The sequence below is a fragment of the Natronomonas sp. genome (assembly GCF_046483325.1).
Classification (GTDB): Archaea; Halobacteriota; Halobacteria; order Halobacteriales; family Haloarculaceae; genus Natronomonas.
Genome location: NZ_JAWODL010000041.1, coordinates 96,877 through 113,979 on the forward strand (window position 1 = coordinate 96,877; position 17,103 = coordinate 113,979).

Here is a 17,103-nt window from a genome sequence, read left to right on the forward strand (position 1 = left end):
ATACGGATCCGGCACTTCCGTCGGATATGGACGCGGCGGCGGTCAGCGCGCGGGCATCGGAACTCCCGGACGATCCGGGAGTCTACCAGTTCGAGGTCGACGATCGGGTGCTGTACGTCGGCAAGGCGGTCGACATCCGCGCTCGGGTCCGCTCCTACGCCGATCCGCGCGGCGAGCGCATCCGCCGGATGGTCGAGGCGGCCGAGCGGATCGACTTCGCCGTCACCGACACGGAGACGCAGGCGCTCCTCCTCGAAGCGAACCTTATAAAACGTCATCAGCCGCGCTACAACGTCCGACTGAAGGACGACAAATCCTACCCGCTGGTGGCGATCACCGACCACGTCGTCCCCCGGATCGAGGTTACCCGCGACCCCGATGAAGGCGCGACGGTGTTCGGCCCGTTCACCGACAAGGGCCGCGTCGAGACTGTAATCAAGGCGATCCGACGAATCTACGGGATTCGGGGTTGTTCGGACCACAAGTACGAGGGTCGGACTCGCCCCTGTCTCGATTACGAAATGGGGCTGTGCACCGCGCCCTGTACCGGCGAGATCGGAGCCGACGCGTACCTCGACGACGTCGAATCGACCGTCCGGTTTCTCGAGGGCGAAACGGGCGCGCTCGCGGAACCGATCCGGCGGCGCATGGGCGAGGCGGCCCAGGCGGAGGCGTTCGAGCGCGCGGCCACGCTGCGCGACGAACTCGACGCCGTCGAGGCGTTCCACGGCGGCGGCGGCGACGCCGTCGTCGGCCGGACCGAGGAGTACGTCGACGTTCTCGGGGTCGCGATCGAGGGCGAGACTGCCACCGTCGCCCGCCTCCACAGCGAGGGCGGCAAACTCGTCGACAGAGAGCGCCACCGCGTCGACGCACCCGAGGAGGGCGCACACGTCGCGGCCGTGCTCGCGGCCTTCGTCCCGCAGTTCTACGCCGACCGGACGCTGCCGGACGCGCTGTTGCTCCCCGAGCGGTACGACGACCGCGACCTCGACCGATGGCTCGACGCCGAGGGGGTCTCCGTCCGGGTGCCCGGCGCGGGTCGGGAGGCGACGCTCGTCGAGTTGGCGATCAAGAACGCCCACAGCCGGGCCGGTGAATCCGACGGGTCGGTCGAACTCGTTCGACGGCTCGGACTCGATCGGATCGATCGGATCGAGGGATTCGACGTGAGCCACACCGGCGGGCGCTCGGTCGTCGGGAGCAACGTCGTGTTCGCCGACGGTTCCCCGGAGAAACACGGCTATCGACGCAAAAAACTGGACGAGGCGAACGACGATTACGCGAACATGCGGACGCTGCTCCGGTGGCGGGCGAAGCGAGCGGTCGAGGGACGCGACGATCGGCCCGATCCCGACCTCCTGGTGATCGACGGCGGCGCTGGACAACGCAACGCCGCGGTCGATGCGCTTTCGGCGGTCGGCTGGGAGGTTCCGATCGTCGGATTGGCGAAAGCCGAAGAGCGCGTGATCACCGGCGACGGGAGCCTCGATTGGAACGAGGACGATCCGGCGTTACACCTCCTCCAGCGGGTCCGGGACGAAGCCCACCGCTTCGCCGTCCAGTACCACCAGACGATCCGGGACACGGTGTCGACGCCGCTCGACGACGTGACGGGCGTCGGCCCGGAACTCCGCAAGCGCCTGCTCGGCCGCTTCGGGAGCCTAGACGGGATTCGCGCCGCCTCGATCGAGGAACTCGCGAGCGTCGAGGGGGTTGGGGAGGCGACGGCCGAGGCGATCGACCGGGCGCTGTAGGCGGCGTTCGGCGCGGTCGAAGTATATAAACATCACCCGAACCCGCCCATATGTACGTATAAGGGATACCCGGTGACGTCTTATCGGGTGGTTCAACACTCCCGTCGGCGCTCGGCGATCGTTTACTACTGGCTCGGAGCACGGTCTCTTCACCCGAACTGGGGATGAAACCGCCGGTGGACGCAGGAGGCGTACTGATCATTCAGCGAGGGTGTCCGTCACCCACGCCAAAACCTCGCTCGCGTGCTCGTCCGGCGGGAAAACCGGATAGAAGACGTGTTCGATACGCCCACCGGAAACTACTAACGTCAACCGTTTCAGATACTCGTCTCCCTCGATGGTGAACCTCGGCAAGTCGAGTTCGTTCGCCAGTTCCCACTCGGCGTCGCTGAGCATCTCGAAGGGGAGGTGTAGCCGATCGCGGGCCTCGCGTTGGTACTCGATCGACTGCGGGGACAGTCCGAACACCTCCCCGACGCCGCCGTCCCGGAGTTCGTGGTAGTGATCGCGAAACCCACACGATTCGGGAGTACAGCCGCGGGCACCCGGTACACGTTCCCACCCGTCCGGGATCACGTCCTCGTCCGGGCGCCCCGTCATGGGATACACGTATATGACTGTACGAGGGGGGAGATCCCGGAGATCGACCGTCGTTTCGTCGGTCGCCGGGAGCGACACGTCGGGCATCTCCGCCCCCTGGAGGTGGTCGGCCTCCCCATCATCCTCCGGTTCCGGCAGGTCGTCCGGGAGCGGGAATTCGTGAGACATATTAGCAAGAAACGCTCCCGATCGTATAGTACCTTATCCGTCCCGACTGGCTCCCATCACGAGATACAACACGAGGATGGCACTCACGTACAGCGCCATTTCGCCGCCGCCCCACGTCAGCACGTTCGAGGGATCGATGGTTGTTCCACACGCGCGGGACGCCGGCCAGTACCAACGCGAACCCGAGCGACCGAGTTTGAATCGGAATCCGGGCGGCGCTCCAGCGCGGATCCCGGGCGACGAAGGGGTTCACGACCCCGAACAGGTCGAACCAGCCGATCAGAATTCGCGTGGTCAGCGGGGAGACCGCCCACGGCCACACGCCGATCATCAGTTCGGGGACGAGAAACAGCGCGACGGCACTGCCGACGACGACGATGCCGAGGTCGCCGCAGAGCAGCCGAACCGCGCGTGGGAGCTCGACGACGTTCGCTTCGACCGCGCTCGGTTCGGCTTCGTCCGTTGAGTACCCAGAGGGCGGGATGAGCACCGGGGTCAGCGCGTACAGAAACACCCGCAGGTAGAACGTCTGGTGGCCGTGACTGACGTTCTCCCAGTGAAGCGCCGTCGCGATCGCGAAGAACCAGGTGAACGTCGCGATCCCGGGGAAGATCGACGCGACTTCGCGCCACCGCTCCGTCGTGGTGACGCAGTAGAAAAAATACACGCCGTCGCCCATCAAAAGCGGCGTCGTTCCGGATCGTATTGTCCACGCGAAGAACTCGGTCGTCCGGTCGGGAACGCCGTACAGCACGACGAACGTCGCGGCGAGAAACGGGATGACGAATATGCCGACGTACCGCGTAATCAGTAGCACGCGGCCGTCGCGAGTAGACGTGTCCGTCGCCCGCCCGAGCGCGGTTCCCCACTGTGTGTCTCTTATGATCTATCGCTCGGACGGGTACGCGTTATGATGACATATATGTCGACACACCGGTCGCGAACACGGTCACTCTCCACCACGCGACGGTCTCGCTCGCCGTCGTGACGCGGCTTCGACCGCCGTTCGCCTTCGGTCACTCCCAGGAGACACGCTTTCTGACGCCCTTCAGCGTCTTCGAGATCATCCAGACGATCAGGAGAAACGGCACCAGCGGCAACAACACGACGAGTAGCGCCGCCGCGGCCGCGATCTTCGGATTGGCGAGCTGATCGTTCTCGGCTTCGGGTTCGGTGTCGCGGATCGATCCTATCGCGCGTTTCAGCCGTCCCGCCGTCGCGTCTGTGGCCATATCCGGAGTTGACGGCCCGGGCGTATCATCTTTCCCCCGTTTCCCAGTTCGTAGGCATGCGCCGGCCGGATGGAAAGTTTAAGGGCCGAACCGACGGAAGGTCTGATACCTTCCTCTATATGTACGACGACGGATACGACCACGCCGAGGTCGAACGACGCTGGCGGGACGCCTGGGACGACGCTTCCGCGTACCGGATCCCCGACGACGCCGAGGATCCGACCTACGTCCTCGGGATGTACCCCTACCCGTCCGGACAGCTCCACATGGGCCACGTCCGGAACTACACGATCACGGACGCGTACGCCCGGTATCGACGGATGTGCGGCGACGAGGTGCTCCACCCGATGGGGTGGGACGCCTTCGGGCTCCCCGCCGAAAACGCCGCCAAAGAGCGCGACACAGACCCGCGCGATTGGACCTTCGACTGCATCGCAACGATGAAACGACAGATGGAGTCGATGGGTTTCGGCTACGATTGGGATCGGGAGATCACGACCTGCACGCCCGAGTACTACAAGTGGAACCAGTGGCTCTTCACGCGGTTTCTCGAAGAGGGGCTGGCCGAACAACGTGACGCGGAGGTCAACTGGTGTCCGACGTGCGAGACGGTGCTCGCGGACGAGCAGGTCGAGACGGAGGCCGAGCTTTGCTGGCGGTGTGACACGCCCGTCGAGACCCGCGAACTCGAACAGTGGTTCCTTTCGATCACCGAATACGCCGACGAACTCGTCGACTGTATCGACGATCTGGAGGGGTGGCCCGACTCCGTCAGGCAGATGCAGCGCAACTGGATCGGCCGCCAGCACGGGACGACGCTGCGATTCGACGTGTCCAGCGACGACGAAGAGTACGGCGCGGTCGAGGCGTTCACGACCCGCGTCGACACGATATTCGGCGCGACGTTCTTCGCTTTGGCCCCCGACCATCCGATCACGCAGGAACTCATCGAAGAAAGCGAGGCGGTCCACGAGTTCGTCCACCACGAGGCCGATCCCGAGGGCGACGAGCCGAACGGCGTCGAGACCGACCTCACGGCGACGAACCCGGTCACGGGCGAGAGACTGCCGGTCTTCGTGGCCGACTTCGTCCTCTCGGACGTCGGGACCGGCGCGCTGATGGGCGTGCCGGGCCACGACCACCGCGATCACGCCTTCGCGGAGAAGATAGACGTCGACATCGTGCCGGTGATCGCGCCCGAACCGGACGAGAGAGACGACCTGGACGCGCCGGACGTGAGCGAGGAGGCCTACACCGAAGACGGTGTGTTGGTCAACTCCGGCGAGTACGACGGTCTCGGAAGCCCCGAAGCGCGCGAACGGCTGACTGAGGACATCGACGGCGCGAGCCACCACACCCAGTACCGACTGCGCGATTGGGGCATCTCCCGACAGCGCTACTGGGGGACGCCGATCCCTATCGTCCACTGCGCCGACTGCGGGGCCGTCCCCGTCCCCGAGGATGACCTTCCGGTCGAACTCCCCGAGTTTATCAACACTACGGGTAACCCCCTCGACGCCGCTACCGAGTGGAAAAACACGTCCTGTCCGGAGTGCGGCGGCGACGCCGAGCGCGAAACCGATACGATGGACACGTTCGTCGACTCGTCGTGGTACTTCCTGCGCTACGTCTCGCCCGATCTCGACGACGCGCCGTTCGACCTCGATCGGGCAAACGACTGGATGCCGGTCGACCAATATGTCGGCGGGATCGAACACGCCGTGATGCACCTGCTGTACTCGCGGTTCGTGACGAAGACGCTCGCCGACTACGAGGGCCTCGAACACCGCGAGCCGTTCACCAACCTGCTCGCCCAGGGCATGGTCCAACTGGAGGGCGAGAAGATGTCGAAATCGAAGGGCAACGTCGTCTCGCCGCAGGCGATCGTCTCCGAGTACGGCGCGGACACCGCCCGGCTGTTCATTATGCAGGCCGCCCAGCCCGAACGCGACTTCGATTGGTCCGATCAGGGCGTCAAGTCGGCGTACGCCTTCCTCTCGCGGCTGAAGGAGCTCGTCGACGCCTACGCCGCCGGCGAGATCGAGACGACGGACGGTGCGGGACCGATCGCCGAGTACGTCGAGGGCGAGACCGAGGCCGCGGTCGTCGTCGCCACGGCGGAGTACGACGAGTTGGTGTTCAACACCGCCGTTCGCGGCGCGCAATCGCTCGTCGGCACGCTCAGACAGTACCGCGAGTACACGGCCGTCCACGACGAGACGGTCGAACGCGCGCTTTCGGTTGCGATCCGCCTGCTCGCCCCCGTCGCGCCGCACCTCTGTGAGGAGTTGTGGGTGACGCTCGGGGGGGACGGGTTCGTCGTCGACGCCGAGTGGCCGACCGCCGACGCCGATCGAGAGACGATCGAGAAGCGGCAACGGCTCGTCGAGAACACCCGCGAGGACGTCCGACAGATCGTCGACGTCGCGGGAATCGACGATCCCGACCGGATCGACATCGTCGTCACGCCCGAGTGGAAGCACCGGGCGCTGAACGTCGCCATCGACAGCGACGCGCCGAACGTCATCTCCGAACTGATGGACCACGACGAGATCAAACGTCACGGGCAGGACGCCGCGTCCTACGGGCAGGATCTACAGGAGAACCGCGAGGCGCTCCAGCGGACGCTCGATCCGGACACCGAACTCGCCGCGCTCAGGTCCGCGGCGTGGCTGATCGAACGCGAGTTCGACGCCGAGGTACGCGTGTTGGCCGCCGGGGACGCCTCTGAAGACGTGGCGAACAAAGCGGAGCCGTCGCGACCCGCCATCGATATCCACGAGTAGATGATGTTCCTGATGTTCCTCCCCGACGGCGTGCTATCACGCCTCGATTCGCGGTGACACTGCGGCAATTCTTATATATCGATCGCGACTCCCCGATATGATCGATCTGCGAAGCGACACGGTGACGAGACCCTCCCCGGCGATGCGCGCGGCGATGGCCGACGCCGAGGTGGGCGACGACGTCCACGGAGAGGACCCGACGGTGAACGAACTCGAAGCGACGGTCGCGGACATCCTCGATATGGAGGCCGCGCTGTTCGTCCCCTCGGGGACGATGGGTAACCAGATCGCCGCCCGAGTCCACACCGAGCACGGCGACGAGGTGCTCGTCGAGCGCGAGAGCCACATTTATAAGTGGGAGCTGGGCGGCCTCGCCCAGCACGCCGGTCTGCAGGCTCGGACGATCGACGGTGGCTCGCGCGGCGTCGTCACGCCCGACGCGATCGCCGAGGGACACGTCGAGGCCGACAGCCACTGCGCCGGAACCGGGCTCGTCTGCCTCGAAAACACCCACAACAGCAAGGGTGGGACCGCTATCGCCCCCGACGACGTGGACGCCGCCGCGCAGGCCGCACACGAACGGGGCGTTCCGGTACACGTCGACGGGGCCCGGCTGTTCAACGCCGCCGCGGCGCTCGACGTCGAGGCCACGCGGTTGGTGCGGGAGGCGGATTCGGTGATGTGCTGTCTCTCGAAGGGACTGGGTGCGCCGGTCGGTTCGATGCTCGCCGGGGCAGAACAGTTCATCGAGGAGGCGCGTCGGATGCGCAAACTGTTCGGCGGCGGGATGCGCCAAGCGGGCGTTCTCGCTGCACCGGGACTGCTCGCGTTGGAGAACCGCGAGCGATTGGCCCACGACAACGCGAACGCCCGCACGCTCGCGGCGGGGCTCGCCTCGATCGACGGATTGTCGATCAGCGACCCGGAGACGAACATCGTCGTGGCGGAACCGGAGATATCGGTCGAGCGGTTCGTCGACGCCTGCGCCGAACGCGGCGTGAACTGCGGGCCCTTCGGTGGGGGACGGGTTCGCTTTTGTACGCACCTCGACGTCGGCCCCGAGGACGTCGAGACGGCTATCGATCGGATCGCCGAAATATAGCTGATAGCGTATACTACCGGCGTCGCCCGTCGCGCATGCCCTCCGAGAAGCTGAGCAACGTCCGCCGGATGAAAAGAAAGATCGCGAAGACGATGAGCAAAAGCACCAGGATGATGCCGACGAGGACCGGATCGACACCGAGAAAGAGCGGTGACGGGGTGACGGATGTGGCGACCGTCGGGTCGGATACTGACATACCCGGGGGTAACGGTCCCAGGACAAAACCGTTTCGGGGCACCGTCGCGGTGACGCCGGACGCCGGGCTGACGACGTTCATAAAAGTTCATGACTGCGGACCTAATACGCCATCTCGATGAGCCTTCTGCCCTCCACCCCGGATATCTCTTCGGCAGGTGAGCCGCGGGTCGTCGGCCTCGACAGCGAAGAGGCCGACGACCTGCTGGCCGCGCTCTCTTCGGAGACGGCTCGCCGGATCTTGGCGACGCTCCACGAGGAGCCAGCCCCGCCCGGCGAACTCGCCGACCGCGTCGACACGTCGCTGCAGAACGCCCAGTATCACCTCGCGAAACTGGAGGACGCCGGCGCAATCGAGGTCGTCGGCACCGCCTACTCGGAGAAGGGTCGTGAGATGTCGATCTACGGTCCCGCCGACAGCCCGCTCGTCATCTTCGCCGGCGAGAAAGAGCGCGCGTCCGGGCTTCGAGCCGCCGTCTCGCGGCTCTTCGCGGGCTTTCTCGCGCTCGGCGTCGGCGGTGCGGTGGTCCAATCGCTGTTCGGCGAGGGGCTCCTCACGGACGACGCCGCTCCCGAGGGCGCCTCGACCGACGGTGCAGAGGCGACGCCGACTCCCGAATCGGGTGATGTGGGGGCGTTCGACGCTCCCGAAGCGACGCCCGGGGCGGAACCGACGCCGACCCCGATCCCCGAGACCGAAGAGGCAGCAACCGCGGCAACCGAGGCAGCCGATGGATTCGTGTCGGTCTTCGAGGGATTGTTTGCGAGCGGGATGCCGCCCGGTCTCGCGTTCTTTCTCGGCGGCGCGATCGTCCTCACGATCGCCGTCGGAGTGACGTACCTCCGGGCGAGACCCTGATCGATCGACATCAGCCGTCGATAACTCAAACGTCGATTGTACCCTTCGGTGAACACTTTACTCCCCCGCCCGACACGCCGAGTGCGCTGGACGCTTCGGCCCTCCATCACCGCGATCCGATCCCCGAACCCGCGTTCGGCGCGCTATTTCGCCGTTCTGTCTCGTTACCGTCTCCCTCGCGGTTCGACGACGAACCGCTCGAAGACGGTTCCGGACGGTTCGAGGAGCCGTCCCCGGGCCATCCTCTCGCCGTCGTCCCACTCCAATTCGGCGTAGGCGGGGCGGTTCCACCGCGGATCGGCGTGACTCCCCGGGTTCAAAACTGGAACGACCCCCGGACGGAACTCCGGGGCGTGCGAGTGCCCGACCACGACGAGGTCGGCGTTGGACTGTCTCCCGAACATCGATAACGCCGTCTCGGTGTGTTCGTGGCCGTGGACGACGGCGATTCTGAGCCCCTCCCACCCGACGATCCGATCGGACGGAACGCGATCGCATACGGCCGGCGTGTCGTTGTTTCCGGCGACACCGTAGACCGGGCCGCGGGATTCGAACGCGTCGAGCACGTCACCGGTGATGAAATCACCCGCGTGGACGATCCTGTCGGCCGTTCGGAGCGCCTCCTCGAGTCGGTCAGTGAGGCGTGCGTCCTCCCGGCCGTGGGTATCCGAGAGCGCCACGAGCATGCGAACGCTACGGCGTTGACGGGCAAAGCCTCACCGAAAACGGTGCCGGCGGTTCGCTCGCGAACTGATCGTCCGCCGGAGTGGGGATGAACCGAGCCCTTTTTTGGATCGACCGAACTACATGTAGTATGCTCAAAGCGGGCGTCATCGCGGTCCAAGGCGATGTCGCCGAACACGCCGACGCCATCCGACGCGCCGCCGACCGACACGGCGAGGCCTGCACCGTCGAAACCATCCGGACCGCAGGCGTCGTCCCCGACTGCGACCTCCTCCTGTTGCCCGGCGGGGAATCGACCACCATCTCGCGACTTCTCGTCGACGAGGGAATCGACGCGGAGATCGAGGCGTTCGCCGCCGCCGGCAAACCGATGCTCGCCACCTGCGCGGGCCTCATCGTCGCCAGTTCCGACGCGAAGGACGACCGCGTCGCGACGCTCGACGTCCTCGATGCGACCGTCGACCGCAACGTCTTCGGTCGACAGGCGGATAGCTTCGAGGCCGCCCTCGACGTGACCGGGCTCGAATCGCCGTTTCCGGCCGTCTTCATCCGCGCTCCGGCGATCGACGAGGTCGGCCCGGACGTCGAGGTGCTCGCGACGGTCGACGGTCGACCGGTCGCCGTCCGCCAAGGCGCCATCGTCGGCACCTCATTTCACCCCGAACTGACCGACGACTCGCGAATTCACGGGCTGGCGTTTTTCGAGTAGCGGGCGCGTTCCCCGAGGTGTTCAGCCCGATTCGCGGGCGTCTCGGTCGACACGCGGATTTTTACCGTTTCGACGCTTCAATCGCCCATGGACGCACACATCGAGGGCGTTCGGTTCGCCGAGTCGCCCTCGGGAGTCGTCGCGATCGTCACGCTCGCTGTCGAGGGTGAGACTGACGTCGTTCCCATCTTCGTCGGCTTCGAGGAGGCCGCGAGCATCGTTCGCGGCCTCGATGCGGTCGATATCGGTCGGCCGCTCACGCACGATCTCCTGCTCGACGTGGTCGAGGAATTGGGCGGCCGGGTCGATCGTGTCACCATCTCCGGACTCGAGGACGAGACGTACATCGCCGACCTGTACCTCGACACGCCGCGTGGCGGGGTCGTCGTCGACGCTCGCCCCAGCGATTCGCTGGCTCTCGCCGCGCGGACGAACGCCGACATCGAGATCGCGCCGTCGGTGTTCGAGGAGGGTCGCGAGCCCATCGCCGAATACGAACACTTAGACGATATCCGGACCTTGATTGGCGCATGAGCGATGGTCACGACGGCGGCGGCGACATCCTCGACGACCTCTCCGCGTTGATCGAATCGCGAAAGGCGGAACTCCCCGACGGCTCCTACACCACGTCGCTTTTCACCCACAAAAAAGGCGAAAACGCCGTCCTCGAGAAACTCGGCGAGGAGACGACGGAACTCATCTTGGCGGCCAAGGACGACGACACCGAGGAGCTGACACACGAGGCGGCCGATTTACTCTACCACCTGCTCGTGTTGCTGTCGATGAAAGATCTCGATATCGACGCCGTCCGTTCGGAACTTCGAGAGCGACACGGGTAATGGATCACGGATCGAGCGCCGGCGCTCAGACCGAGACCTCGACGTCCACATCGAGCAGTTCCAACACCGCTTCGACGCCCAGTCGATCGTCGGCGTCGTCGCTCGTATCGTCGACGACGTCCATGATCCCCCGTTCGAGTTCTTCGAGCCGTTCAGTAACCTTCTCGAGATTGAGTATCCTCGGTGCCAGGGTCACGTACGTCGTCCCCTCCCGTTCGTACGTGTCGTCCGCGTCCATCTCCGGAAGTCCGCCGTCAGTCGGAAGGTCGAGCGTGCCGAGACCGGCGACGGCGATCGGCGTCTCGAAGGTGATCGAACCGTCCGCGATCGCCTGCGGGAGGACGGTCGTCGCACCGTCGACGGTCGTCTCGCCGCGGTTTCGGAACGTGTAACACAACGTATCCTCGATCGTGAGATCCCTGTCCGCCGTCGCGATGCCGAGGACGACGCAGTTCTCCAAGATGACGTCGCTGCCGACGACGTTGCCGCGGACGACGCAGTCGGTGAGTCGCACCCGTTTCCCCGTCACGGTCCCGGTGATCCGGCTTTCGCTTGCGACCGCTCGCCCCGGCGTGCCGATCTCGCCGGCGACGCGTCCGCCGTCGATCTCGACGGATTCCGCCGCCATGATCGACCCCTCGACGAGGGCGTCCCCGGCGACCTCGACGGTGCTCCCGTAGACGCTCCCCTCGACCGTCGAACCCTCGTTGATCCGGACTGGACGATCGATCTCGGCGCGCTCGGCCGGGAAGATCCGCCCGTCGTAGCGCTCGTCCGCTTCGACGACCGCGCGGGTTCGTTCGATGTGCGCCATCAGTCGCTCCCCCCTTCGACTGCGACAGTGACGCCCTCCTCGAGAACCGCGTCGGACACGGCGTCGGTGTACGAGAGGCCGAGCGACGATTCGCCATGCGATTCGAGCGCCTCCCGGAGATCGGCGTCGGTGAGCCGTCCCTCCTCGACCCCGCTTATCGTGCTGTGTACGCCCGACATGAGGTCTTCGGTCCCATCGATCGGCGACAGCGAAACCGAACACCACTCGCCCCCGTTGCTCGTGAGACGCGAGGGAACGACGATCTGTCGCTCGGAGACGCCGTCGATCTCGTACTCGACGACGTAGTACGGGACCTGTAGCTGCGTATCGCTGTCGGTCGGGAGCGGGACGTCGTCGAGGCGGTGATCCTGGATCGTCTCGACGAGCTGCTCCTGTCGATCGATGTAATCGTAGATGCTCTGGACGACGTCCCCCGTCGTCCCGCGGAGCCTCTCCGTTCGTTCTTCGCGAACCTCGTCGTTGTGCGCTTGCAGGACCTCCCACGCTCCCGTGACCTGTTGTGTGAAGGGGTCCTCGATGCCGGCTTCGAACTGCTCTTCGTCGATCTCGAAGATGTGTTCGCCCACGTCACGGATTCGTTCCTCGGCTTTCTCGTCCAGTTCGGCCTGTTTTCGTTCGTACCGTTCGGCGATGCTCTCGACGCGCTCGTCGAGTTCGTCGCGCTCCGAAACGATCTGCTCGTGTTCGGCTTCGATCTGCGGTTTGACCGACCGAACGTCCATGACGTGCTCCATCAGCTTCAGCTCCGCCTGCGCCTGGATGTTCTCGTGGATGGCATCGCGGATCATCTCCGCGGAGTCGGTGATCGCCGTCTTCACCTTCTGGACTTCACCGATCAGCTCCTCGACGCGCGTTCGCACGTTCGCGAGGGTCTGATTGATCGCTTTGAGCGGCTTGTGGAGGTCCTCGTTCGCCATCAGTCGTCACCCCCATCGTAGGCTTTTCTGCCCTTCAACCGATCCCACTGCAGTCGTTTTCGATCGATCCGAGACGAAATTCCGATCTTCCCCCGCGACTCGAACATGTGGCTCTCAAGATGGTGGCGCTTCTCGAGGTCGATCTCCTCGCTGTGGTGCTCGGATTCCTGTCGCATCTCGGCTTTCGTCCGTCGGTTTTCCATCTGTTGTTCGGCGATGAACTTCTCCGCCTCGCGACGACGCTCGTCTTCGCGCATCATCTGTGCCTTCTTTTCGGCGTCCTCTTGGGCCGCTTCGATTCGCTCTTGCTCCTCGTTTCGAGTCTGTTCGAGGATCCGTTCTGTCTCTGCGTCGATTTCGGCGAAAGACGACTCAACCTCGCGCTCGAAGTCACGCTTGCGTTCCTCGTTGAGCCGTTCGTATTTCACCATGAGCGAGCCGATCTCTGAGACCTTCCCCTCGGCGGCTTTGGCTTCGGTCTTGAGGTCGCGGATCCGAGAGCGGAGGTCTCGGATTCGATCTGACACCGATCGAATCTCCTCGCGACGCTGTTCGAACTCCCGCTCCTGTAGCTCGGACTTTTGATCCTCGATACTCTCGTAGACGCCACGTCGCTCGTCGTCCTTCTCGATCCACAGCTGATCCCAGACTGGATTGACGACGTCGTCTTTGATCTTGTGTCGCGGGATCACGTCCTCAGTTGGGTACTGATCCCGACATGTGTCACAGTACCACGCTCCCTCCTGTGCGTCCGACAGTTCGACCGGCGCATCGATGTCGTCGACCAGACAATCCGGACAGTAGAAGTTGTAACTCACCAATCCGAACGCGTCAGCGGCGGTCGCGACGTGCTCGTTCAGCAGGTCGATCGCGGTCTCTTGCATCCCCGAGAGGTCGTTGACGAGCGACCGGGTCGTATCGGAGATGCGCTCGAGCTTCGCGTCCTCGTCGGTCACGGCGGCCATCCGTTCGAGTTCGTCGAGGTCCTCGACATCGGCCCTCGCCTCCTCGAGCTCGATCGACGGATCGATGTCGACGTGCTCGTCGGTGTCCGCGAGCGAGGCGAGCTCCGAGACCGCCGTCGCCTCGGGCGAGTCCGCGGCGATCACCGGGGCCTCGACGGTGTGCTGTTCGGCGGCGTCGATCTCAGATTTGATCGATTCGAGTGTTTCGGTCACCTCCGCCTCGACGTTGTCCTCGCGGGGCAACACTACCGGAAAATCGTCGAGTTCGTCGAGCCGCTCGCTCGCGTCGGCGATCGTCTCCTCGCTCGAAAGGCGCTCGAGTTCGAACGCCGTCGGCGACAGCGACGCGCTCACGTCGTAGACGATCGTGCCGTCCTGGACGGGCAACGATCGACTCGTCCAGTATCCCTCCGTAATCGACGTGACGGTCACGTCGGGCGAACGGGAGGTACTGTACGCGTAGCCGCCCCCTCCGACGAGGAGACCGAGAACCACGAGGATCGCACCGACGGTGGCGTTGGCGGCGACGAATCCGACGATGCCGGCGACGACGCCGACCGCGCCGATACCGAGCGCGTAGCGGAGCCGCCTCTGCTGTGTGTCGAGGTGTTCGGAGAGCGGCTCTCTGAGTACTTCGTTGATCGCAAGCGAGCGCGCGCGGTCCGAATCGACTGGGTCGTCGGTCTCGTAAACGGCGCTACTTACGCGCATCGAGACCACCCACCCGGGGAGCCACTCGGAGCCGGTGTTCGTGAACGATTCGCCGTCCAGTACGTACGTATAACGTGAGAGAGCATCTTACTCGAAGTTTCGGAGGGCGCGAGTCGCCGCGCGGCTCACCTCGGGGTCGGGATCGATTCGAAGATCTTTCAGTCGCGGTTCGGCCCGATCCACGCCGAGTGAACCGAGCGCCTCGCAGGCGGCCGATCGGACCGTCGGATCGTCGTCGTCGAGTCGCTCGACCACCGCGTCGACGGCCGACTGATCCGGAACGGTATCGTCGGCGATCGCCGAGGCGAGGTCGTTGATAGCCCGTGCCCGCGCCGACGGATCCGCCGCCGTCAGTTCGTCGCGATACGCCTCCACCACGGCGTCCGCGTCCTCCGTCGTCGAGGCGTCCGCAGTGACTGCGTCGGCGCTGGTGCCCGACGTGTCCTCGCTCTCCTTCCCCTCACGCCCGTCGCGCTCGGGGCTCGTTTCCGCGACGGGCCGGTCGTCGGTCGACGACGCTTCGGCGGTCAGCTCCGATTCGTTCGCGGTCTCGGTCGGTTCGGTCGCCGCCGCCTCGGTCGTCGCTGTCGATTCGGCTCGTTCGACCGATTCGACATCGTAGGCGGTATCCGCATCACTGTCCGACTCACTCGAGGCACTCGCTGTCTCGACCCCCGACCGGGCGCTCGATTCGTCGCCGTACACGACGCCGAGCGCGGGTCGTCCCGTGTATCCGAGGTAAGCGATCGGGCTGTAGATGATCATCCAAAGGAGGCCTATCGGGAGGAAAAACACTGATCCGACGATCTGGAATCCGACGAGACCCATCCCGGCGTACCATCCGAGGGTCGGCTTTCGCGTGAGCGCGACCGCCGCCAGAATCGGCAACGAAGCGGCGACGGTCGCGCCGATTATGCCGCCGATGATTCCGCCCGTGTTCGCCGCGGTTCCACTCACCGCGGTCACTATCTCGACGAGCATCAAGATGCCGGCGAGGAACTGTACGACGCCGACGGCGAGCAGTCCCCACCGGAACCACACGATGTTTCTCGCCGCCGTTACGCGGTCGACGTCTAGCAGATCCGATCCGGTCGACGATCCCGAATCGAGGAGACCGTCGCCCGTCCCAGACTCCCCTACTTCGGCCACGTCGGGGTCGAACCCCCCGTATTCGTCGTCGCTCGGTCCCGATCGCATTCCCAGCGCTAGCTTCGCTAACTTGAACGGAAGCAGTACGATCTTGAGCGTCAACCGGAAAAAGAACCGGATGATCTTCAGTGTGAAAAAAACCATCCCGATCCCCCCACAGTCGATCTCTCTCGCTCCGTTCGACGTCGATTCGACCGCCACCTGTACGCCGTCTCGGCGCATCCCCCACCGGGAGACGCCGACACGGTGATACGCTCCGAAATCGCGTCCGTTCTCCTGTTCATACTCAGTATTGGTATTCAAGTGTGACATTAACACGGTATGACATAACTCTTGGGCGAGCGGAAATCCGTGCGGGCGAACTTTTGGGCCACAGAGTCAAGCTTTATACCTTCGTCACGGCCACGTTTCGGTAATGGGACTCCGCTGTTCGATACTCGGCCACGCCTTCGAGGACGCCGGGGTAGAGCGCGAACGGGAAGAACAGGGCAGCGAGGTGGTTACCACCGAGCGCGAAATAGAGCGATGTCGCCACTGCGGCGCGGAGCGGGTCGTCTCCGAGAACACCGAAGTCGCGGCCGTCGTCGACGCGTCCGACGTGGGGATCGATACCGACGAACGGGACGTCGTCGCCGACTCCGACGCCGATCGAGACGGCATGGGGGCAGGTGGTGGTCTCGCCGGCGCGGTCGAACGGAGCGGTGTTGAAAACGAGGTCGGCGCCGCCGACGCCCAGGCGACTGAGCCAACGGACGAGGTCTCGTCGGGCACCGCGAGCGGGGCGACGGACGGCGATCTCGGACCCGATGAGGGCGAAACGGTGGACGAGGCGCTGTCGGACCTCGACGCGGACGACGAGGTGCCGCCGGACCCCGAAGAGGAGGACGCGGAGATCCTCACCGACGACGACGAACCGGAGCGACAGCCCGGCCAGTGGCCAGACGACCTCGACGGTTCGGACGCCGGCGACGACGCCCCGCTCGATCCGGACGAGGAGTCGCTCTCCGGACTCACGGTCCCCGAGGGGAGGATCGTCTGTCCGGACTGCTCGTTCAGCATCGAGGCGAACTCCGGCTACCGCGAGGGCGACCCCTGTCCGGAGTGCAACGCGTGGCTCGAAGCCGAACGAAACCAGTAAACCGTCGGGTTTCGATATCCCCTGATATGGAAGAGTACAAAATGCGACGCGGAGAGTATCTCGAAGAGCGCGTCCCGGACCTGAAGGCAACGATCGAGGGGTACTTCGGACCGATTACGGGGACCGAGGAGTTCAAAGGCAGCGACCTGTACGTCGTCGGTGAGCCCGACAACCCGGTGTTCACTCGGATCGTCGCGGGCGCGGTTTCGTACTCGGGAAAGAAGGACAAACTCGCCGTCCACTTCGAGGAGCGAGAGCTCGCGGAACTGATGGAGACGGGCGACGTCGAGGCGGCCGGCGACGCGAACACGGCGAAAAACGACTTCCTGCTCGAATGTACCGGTCGGGACGCGAAGTCGCGGCGCGAGTCGATGAAACGATCCGTCGAGGACGACGCCGAGACGCCGGACAACGTCTAACGACCGCCAGCGGGCCCTGTCGTTTTTTCTCGGTCGCT

General features: G+C 65.0%; 18 protein-coding genes. 9 read left to right on the forward strand and 9 right to left on the reverse strand.

Annotated features, from left to right (window positions below; translation table 11 throughout):
- The first annotated feature begins 26 nt into the window (after positions 1–26).
- The gene (locus R6U53_RS12140; protein WP_410322625.1) at positions 27–1,757 is read left to right on the forward strand and encodes an excinuclease ABC subunit C; all 1,731 of its coding nucleotides are present in this window, start codon (positions 27–29) and stop codon (positions 1,755–1,757) included.
- Positions 1,758–1,955: 198 nt separating this feature from the next.
- On the opposite strand, the gene R6U53_RS12145 is transcribed toward R6U53_RS12140, so the two are convergent.
- From R6U53_RS12145 to R6U53_RS12155, 3 genes are all read right to left on the reverse strand, one after another.
- A complete protein-coding gene (locus R6U53_RS12145; RefSeq protein WP_410322626.1) occupies positions 1,956–2,525 on the reverse strand; it encodes a peroxiredoxin in 570 nt (189 codons plus the stop codon).
- A gap of 1 nt (position 2,526) precedes the next feature.
- Positions 2,527–3,342 carry a hypothetical protein gene (locus R6U53_RS12150; RefSeq protein WP_410322627.1) on the reverse strand — a complete coding sequence of 272 codons (816 nt, stop codon included), beginning with the start codon at positions 3,340–3,342 and terminating at the stop codon, positions 2,527–2,529.
- A gap of 199 nt (positions 3,343–3,541) precedes the next feature.
- Positions 3,542–3,757 carry a hypothetical protein gene (locus R6U53_RS12155; protein ID WP_410322628.1) on the reverse strand — a complete coding sequence of 72 codons (216 nt, stop codon included), beginning with the start codon at positions 3,755–3,757 and terminating at the stop codon, positions 3,542–3,544.
- A 119-nt stretch (positions 3,758–3,876) separates the two neighbouring features.
- Between R6U53_RS12155 and leuS the strand changes: the two genes are divergently transcribed.
- Complete coding sequence (gene leuS / locus R6U53_RS12160) at positions 3,877–6,543, forward strand: leucine--tRNA ligase (RefSeq protein ID WP_410322629.1); 2,667 nt, start codon at positions 3,877–3,879, stop codon at positions 6,541–6,543.
- Between the two features lie 97 nt (positions 6,544–6,640).
- Positions 6,641–7,645 (forward strand): threonine aldolase family protein, encoded by a 1,005-nt coding sequence (locus R6U53_RS12165; protein WP_410322630.1) that lies wholly within the window; start codon positions 6,641–6,643, stop codon positions 7,643–7,645.
- A gap of 13 nt (positions 7,646–7,658) precedes the next feature.
- Here the strand turns inward: R6U53_RS12165 and R6U53_RS12170 are convergent, their stop codons facing one another.
- Positions 7,659–7,841, reverse strand: a complete 183-nt coding sequence (locus R6U53_RS12170; RefSeq protein ID WP_410322631.1) for a hypothetical protein — start codon at positions 7,839–7,841, stop codon at positions 7,659–7,661.
- A 117-nt stretch (positions 7,842–7,958) separates the two neighbouring features.
- Here R6U53_RS12170 and R6U53_RS12175 point away from each other — a divergent pair, with 117 nt between their 5' ends.
- On the forward strand, positions 7,959–8,699 hold the full coding sequence (locus R6U53_RS12175) for an ArsR/SmtB family transcription factor (protein WP_410322632.1): 741 nt from the start codon (positions 7,959–7,961) through the stop codon (positions 8,697–8,699).
- A gap of 164 nt (positions 8,700–8,863) precedes the next feature.
- Here R6U53_RS12175 and R6U53_RS12180 read toward each other — a convergent pair whose 3' ends face one another.
- Positions 8,864–9,385, reverse strand: coding sequence for a metallophosphoesterase (locus R6U53_RS12180; RefSeq protein ID WP_410322633.1), 522 nt, complete (start codon positions 9,383–9,385; stop codon positions 8,864–8,866).
- Positions 9,386–9,513: 128 nt separating this feature from the next.
- Here R6U53_RS12180 and pdxT point away from each other — a divergent pair, with 128 nt between their 5' ends.
- The 3 genes from pdxT to hisE all read left to right on the forward strand — a co-directional run bounded on the left by pdxT (position 9,514) and on the right by hisE (position 10,931).
- The gene (gene pdxT / locus R6U53_RS12185) at positions 9,514–10,092 is read left to right on the forward strand and encodes a pyridoxal 5'-phosphate synthase glutaminase subunit PdxT (RefSeq protein ID WP_410322634.1); all 579 of its coding nucleotides are present in this window, start codon (positions 9,514–9,516) and stop codon (positions 10,090–10,092) included.
- Between the two features lie 87 nt (positions 10,093–10,179).
- Positions 10,180–10,626, forward strand: coding sequence for a bifunctional nuclease family protein (locus R6U53_RS12190; RefSeq protein WP_410322635.1), 447 nt, complete (start codon positions 10,180–10,182; stop codon positions 10,624–10,626).
- Positions 10,623–10,931, forward strand: a complete 309-nt coding sequence (hisE, locus tag R6U53_RS12195; RefSeq protein ID WP_410322636.1) for a phosphoribosyl-ATP diphosphatase — start codon at positions 10,623–10,625, stop codon at positions 10,929–10,931. The genes R6U53_RS12190 and hisE overlap by 4 nt, the downstream gene beginning before the upstream one ends.
- 25 nt (positions 10,932–10,956) lie before the next feature.
- Here hisE and R6U53_RS12200 read toward each other — a convergent pair whose 3' ends face one another.
- The 4 genes from R6U53_RS12200 to R6U53_RS12215 form a co-directional block, all read right to left on the reverse strand.
- Complete coding sequence (locus R6U53_RS12200) at positions 10,957–11,745, reverse strand: hypothetical protein (protein ID WP_410322637.1); 789 nt, start codon at positions 11,743–11,745, stop codon at positions 10,957–10,959.
- Positions 11,745–12,683, reverse strand: coding sequence for a hypothetical protein (locus R6U53_RS12205; RefSeq protein WP_410322638.1), 939 nt, complete (start codon positions 12,681–12,683; stop codon positions 11,745–11,747). The genes R6U53_RS12200 and R6U53_RS12205 overlap by 1 nt, the downstream gene beginning before the upstream one ends.
- Positions 12,683–14,359: a hypothetical protein gene (locus R6U53_RS12210; RefSeq protein ID WP_410322639.1), complete on the reverse strand. Its 1,677-nt coding sequence runs from the start codon at positions 14,357–14,359 to the stop codon at positions 12,683–12,685. The genes R6U53_RS12205 and R6U53_RS12210 overlap by 1 nt, the downstream gene beginning before the upstream one ends.
- An 87-nt stretch (positions 14,360–14,446) precedes the next feature.
- Positions 14,447–15,811: a HEAT repeat domain-containing protein gene (locus tag R6U53_RS12215; protein ID WP_410322640.1), complete on the reverse strand. Its 1,365-nt coding sequence runs from the start codon at positions 15,809–15,811 to the stop codon at positions 14,447–14,449.
- A gap of 112 nt (positions 15,812–15,923) precedes the next feature.
- Between R6U53_RS12215 and R6U53_RS12220 the strand changes: the two genes are divergently transcribed.
- Both R6U53_RS12220 and R6U53_RS12225 read left to right on the forward strand, forming a co-directional pair.
- On the forward strand, positions 15,924–16,646 hold the full coding sequence (locus R6U53_RS12220) for a hypothetical protein (RefSeq protein ID WP_410322641.1): 723 nt from the start codon (positions 15,924–15,926) through the stop codon (positions 16,644–16,646).
- A 26-nt stretch (positions 16,647–16,672) separates the two neighbouring features.
- A complete protein-coding gene (locus R6U53_RS12225; RefSeq protein WP_410322642.1) occupies positions 16,673–17,065 on the forward strand; it encodes a DUF5611 family protein in 393 nt (130 codons plus the stop codon).
- Positions 17,066–17,103: the final 38 nt, after the last annotated feature.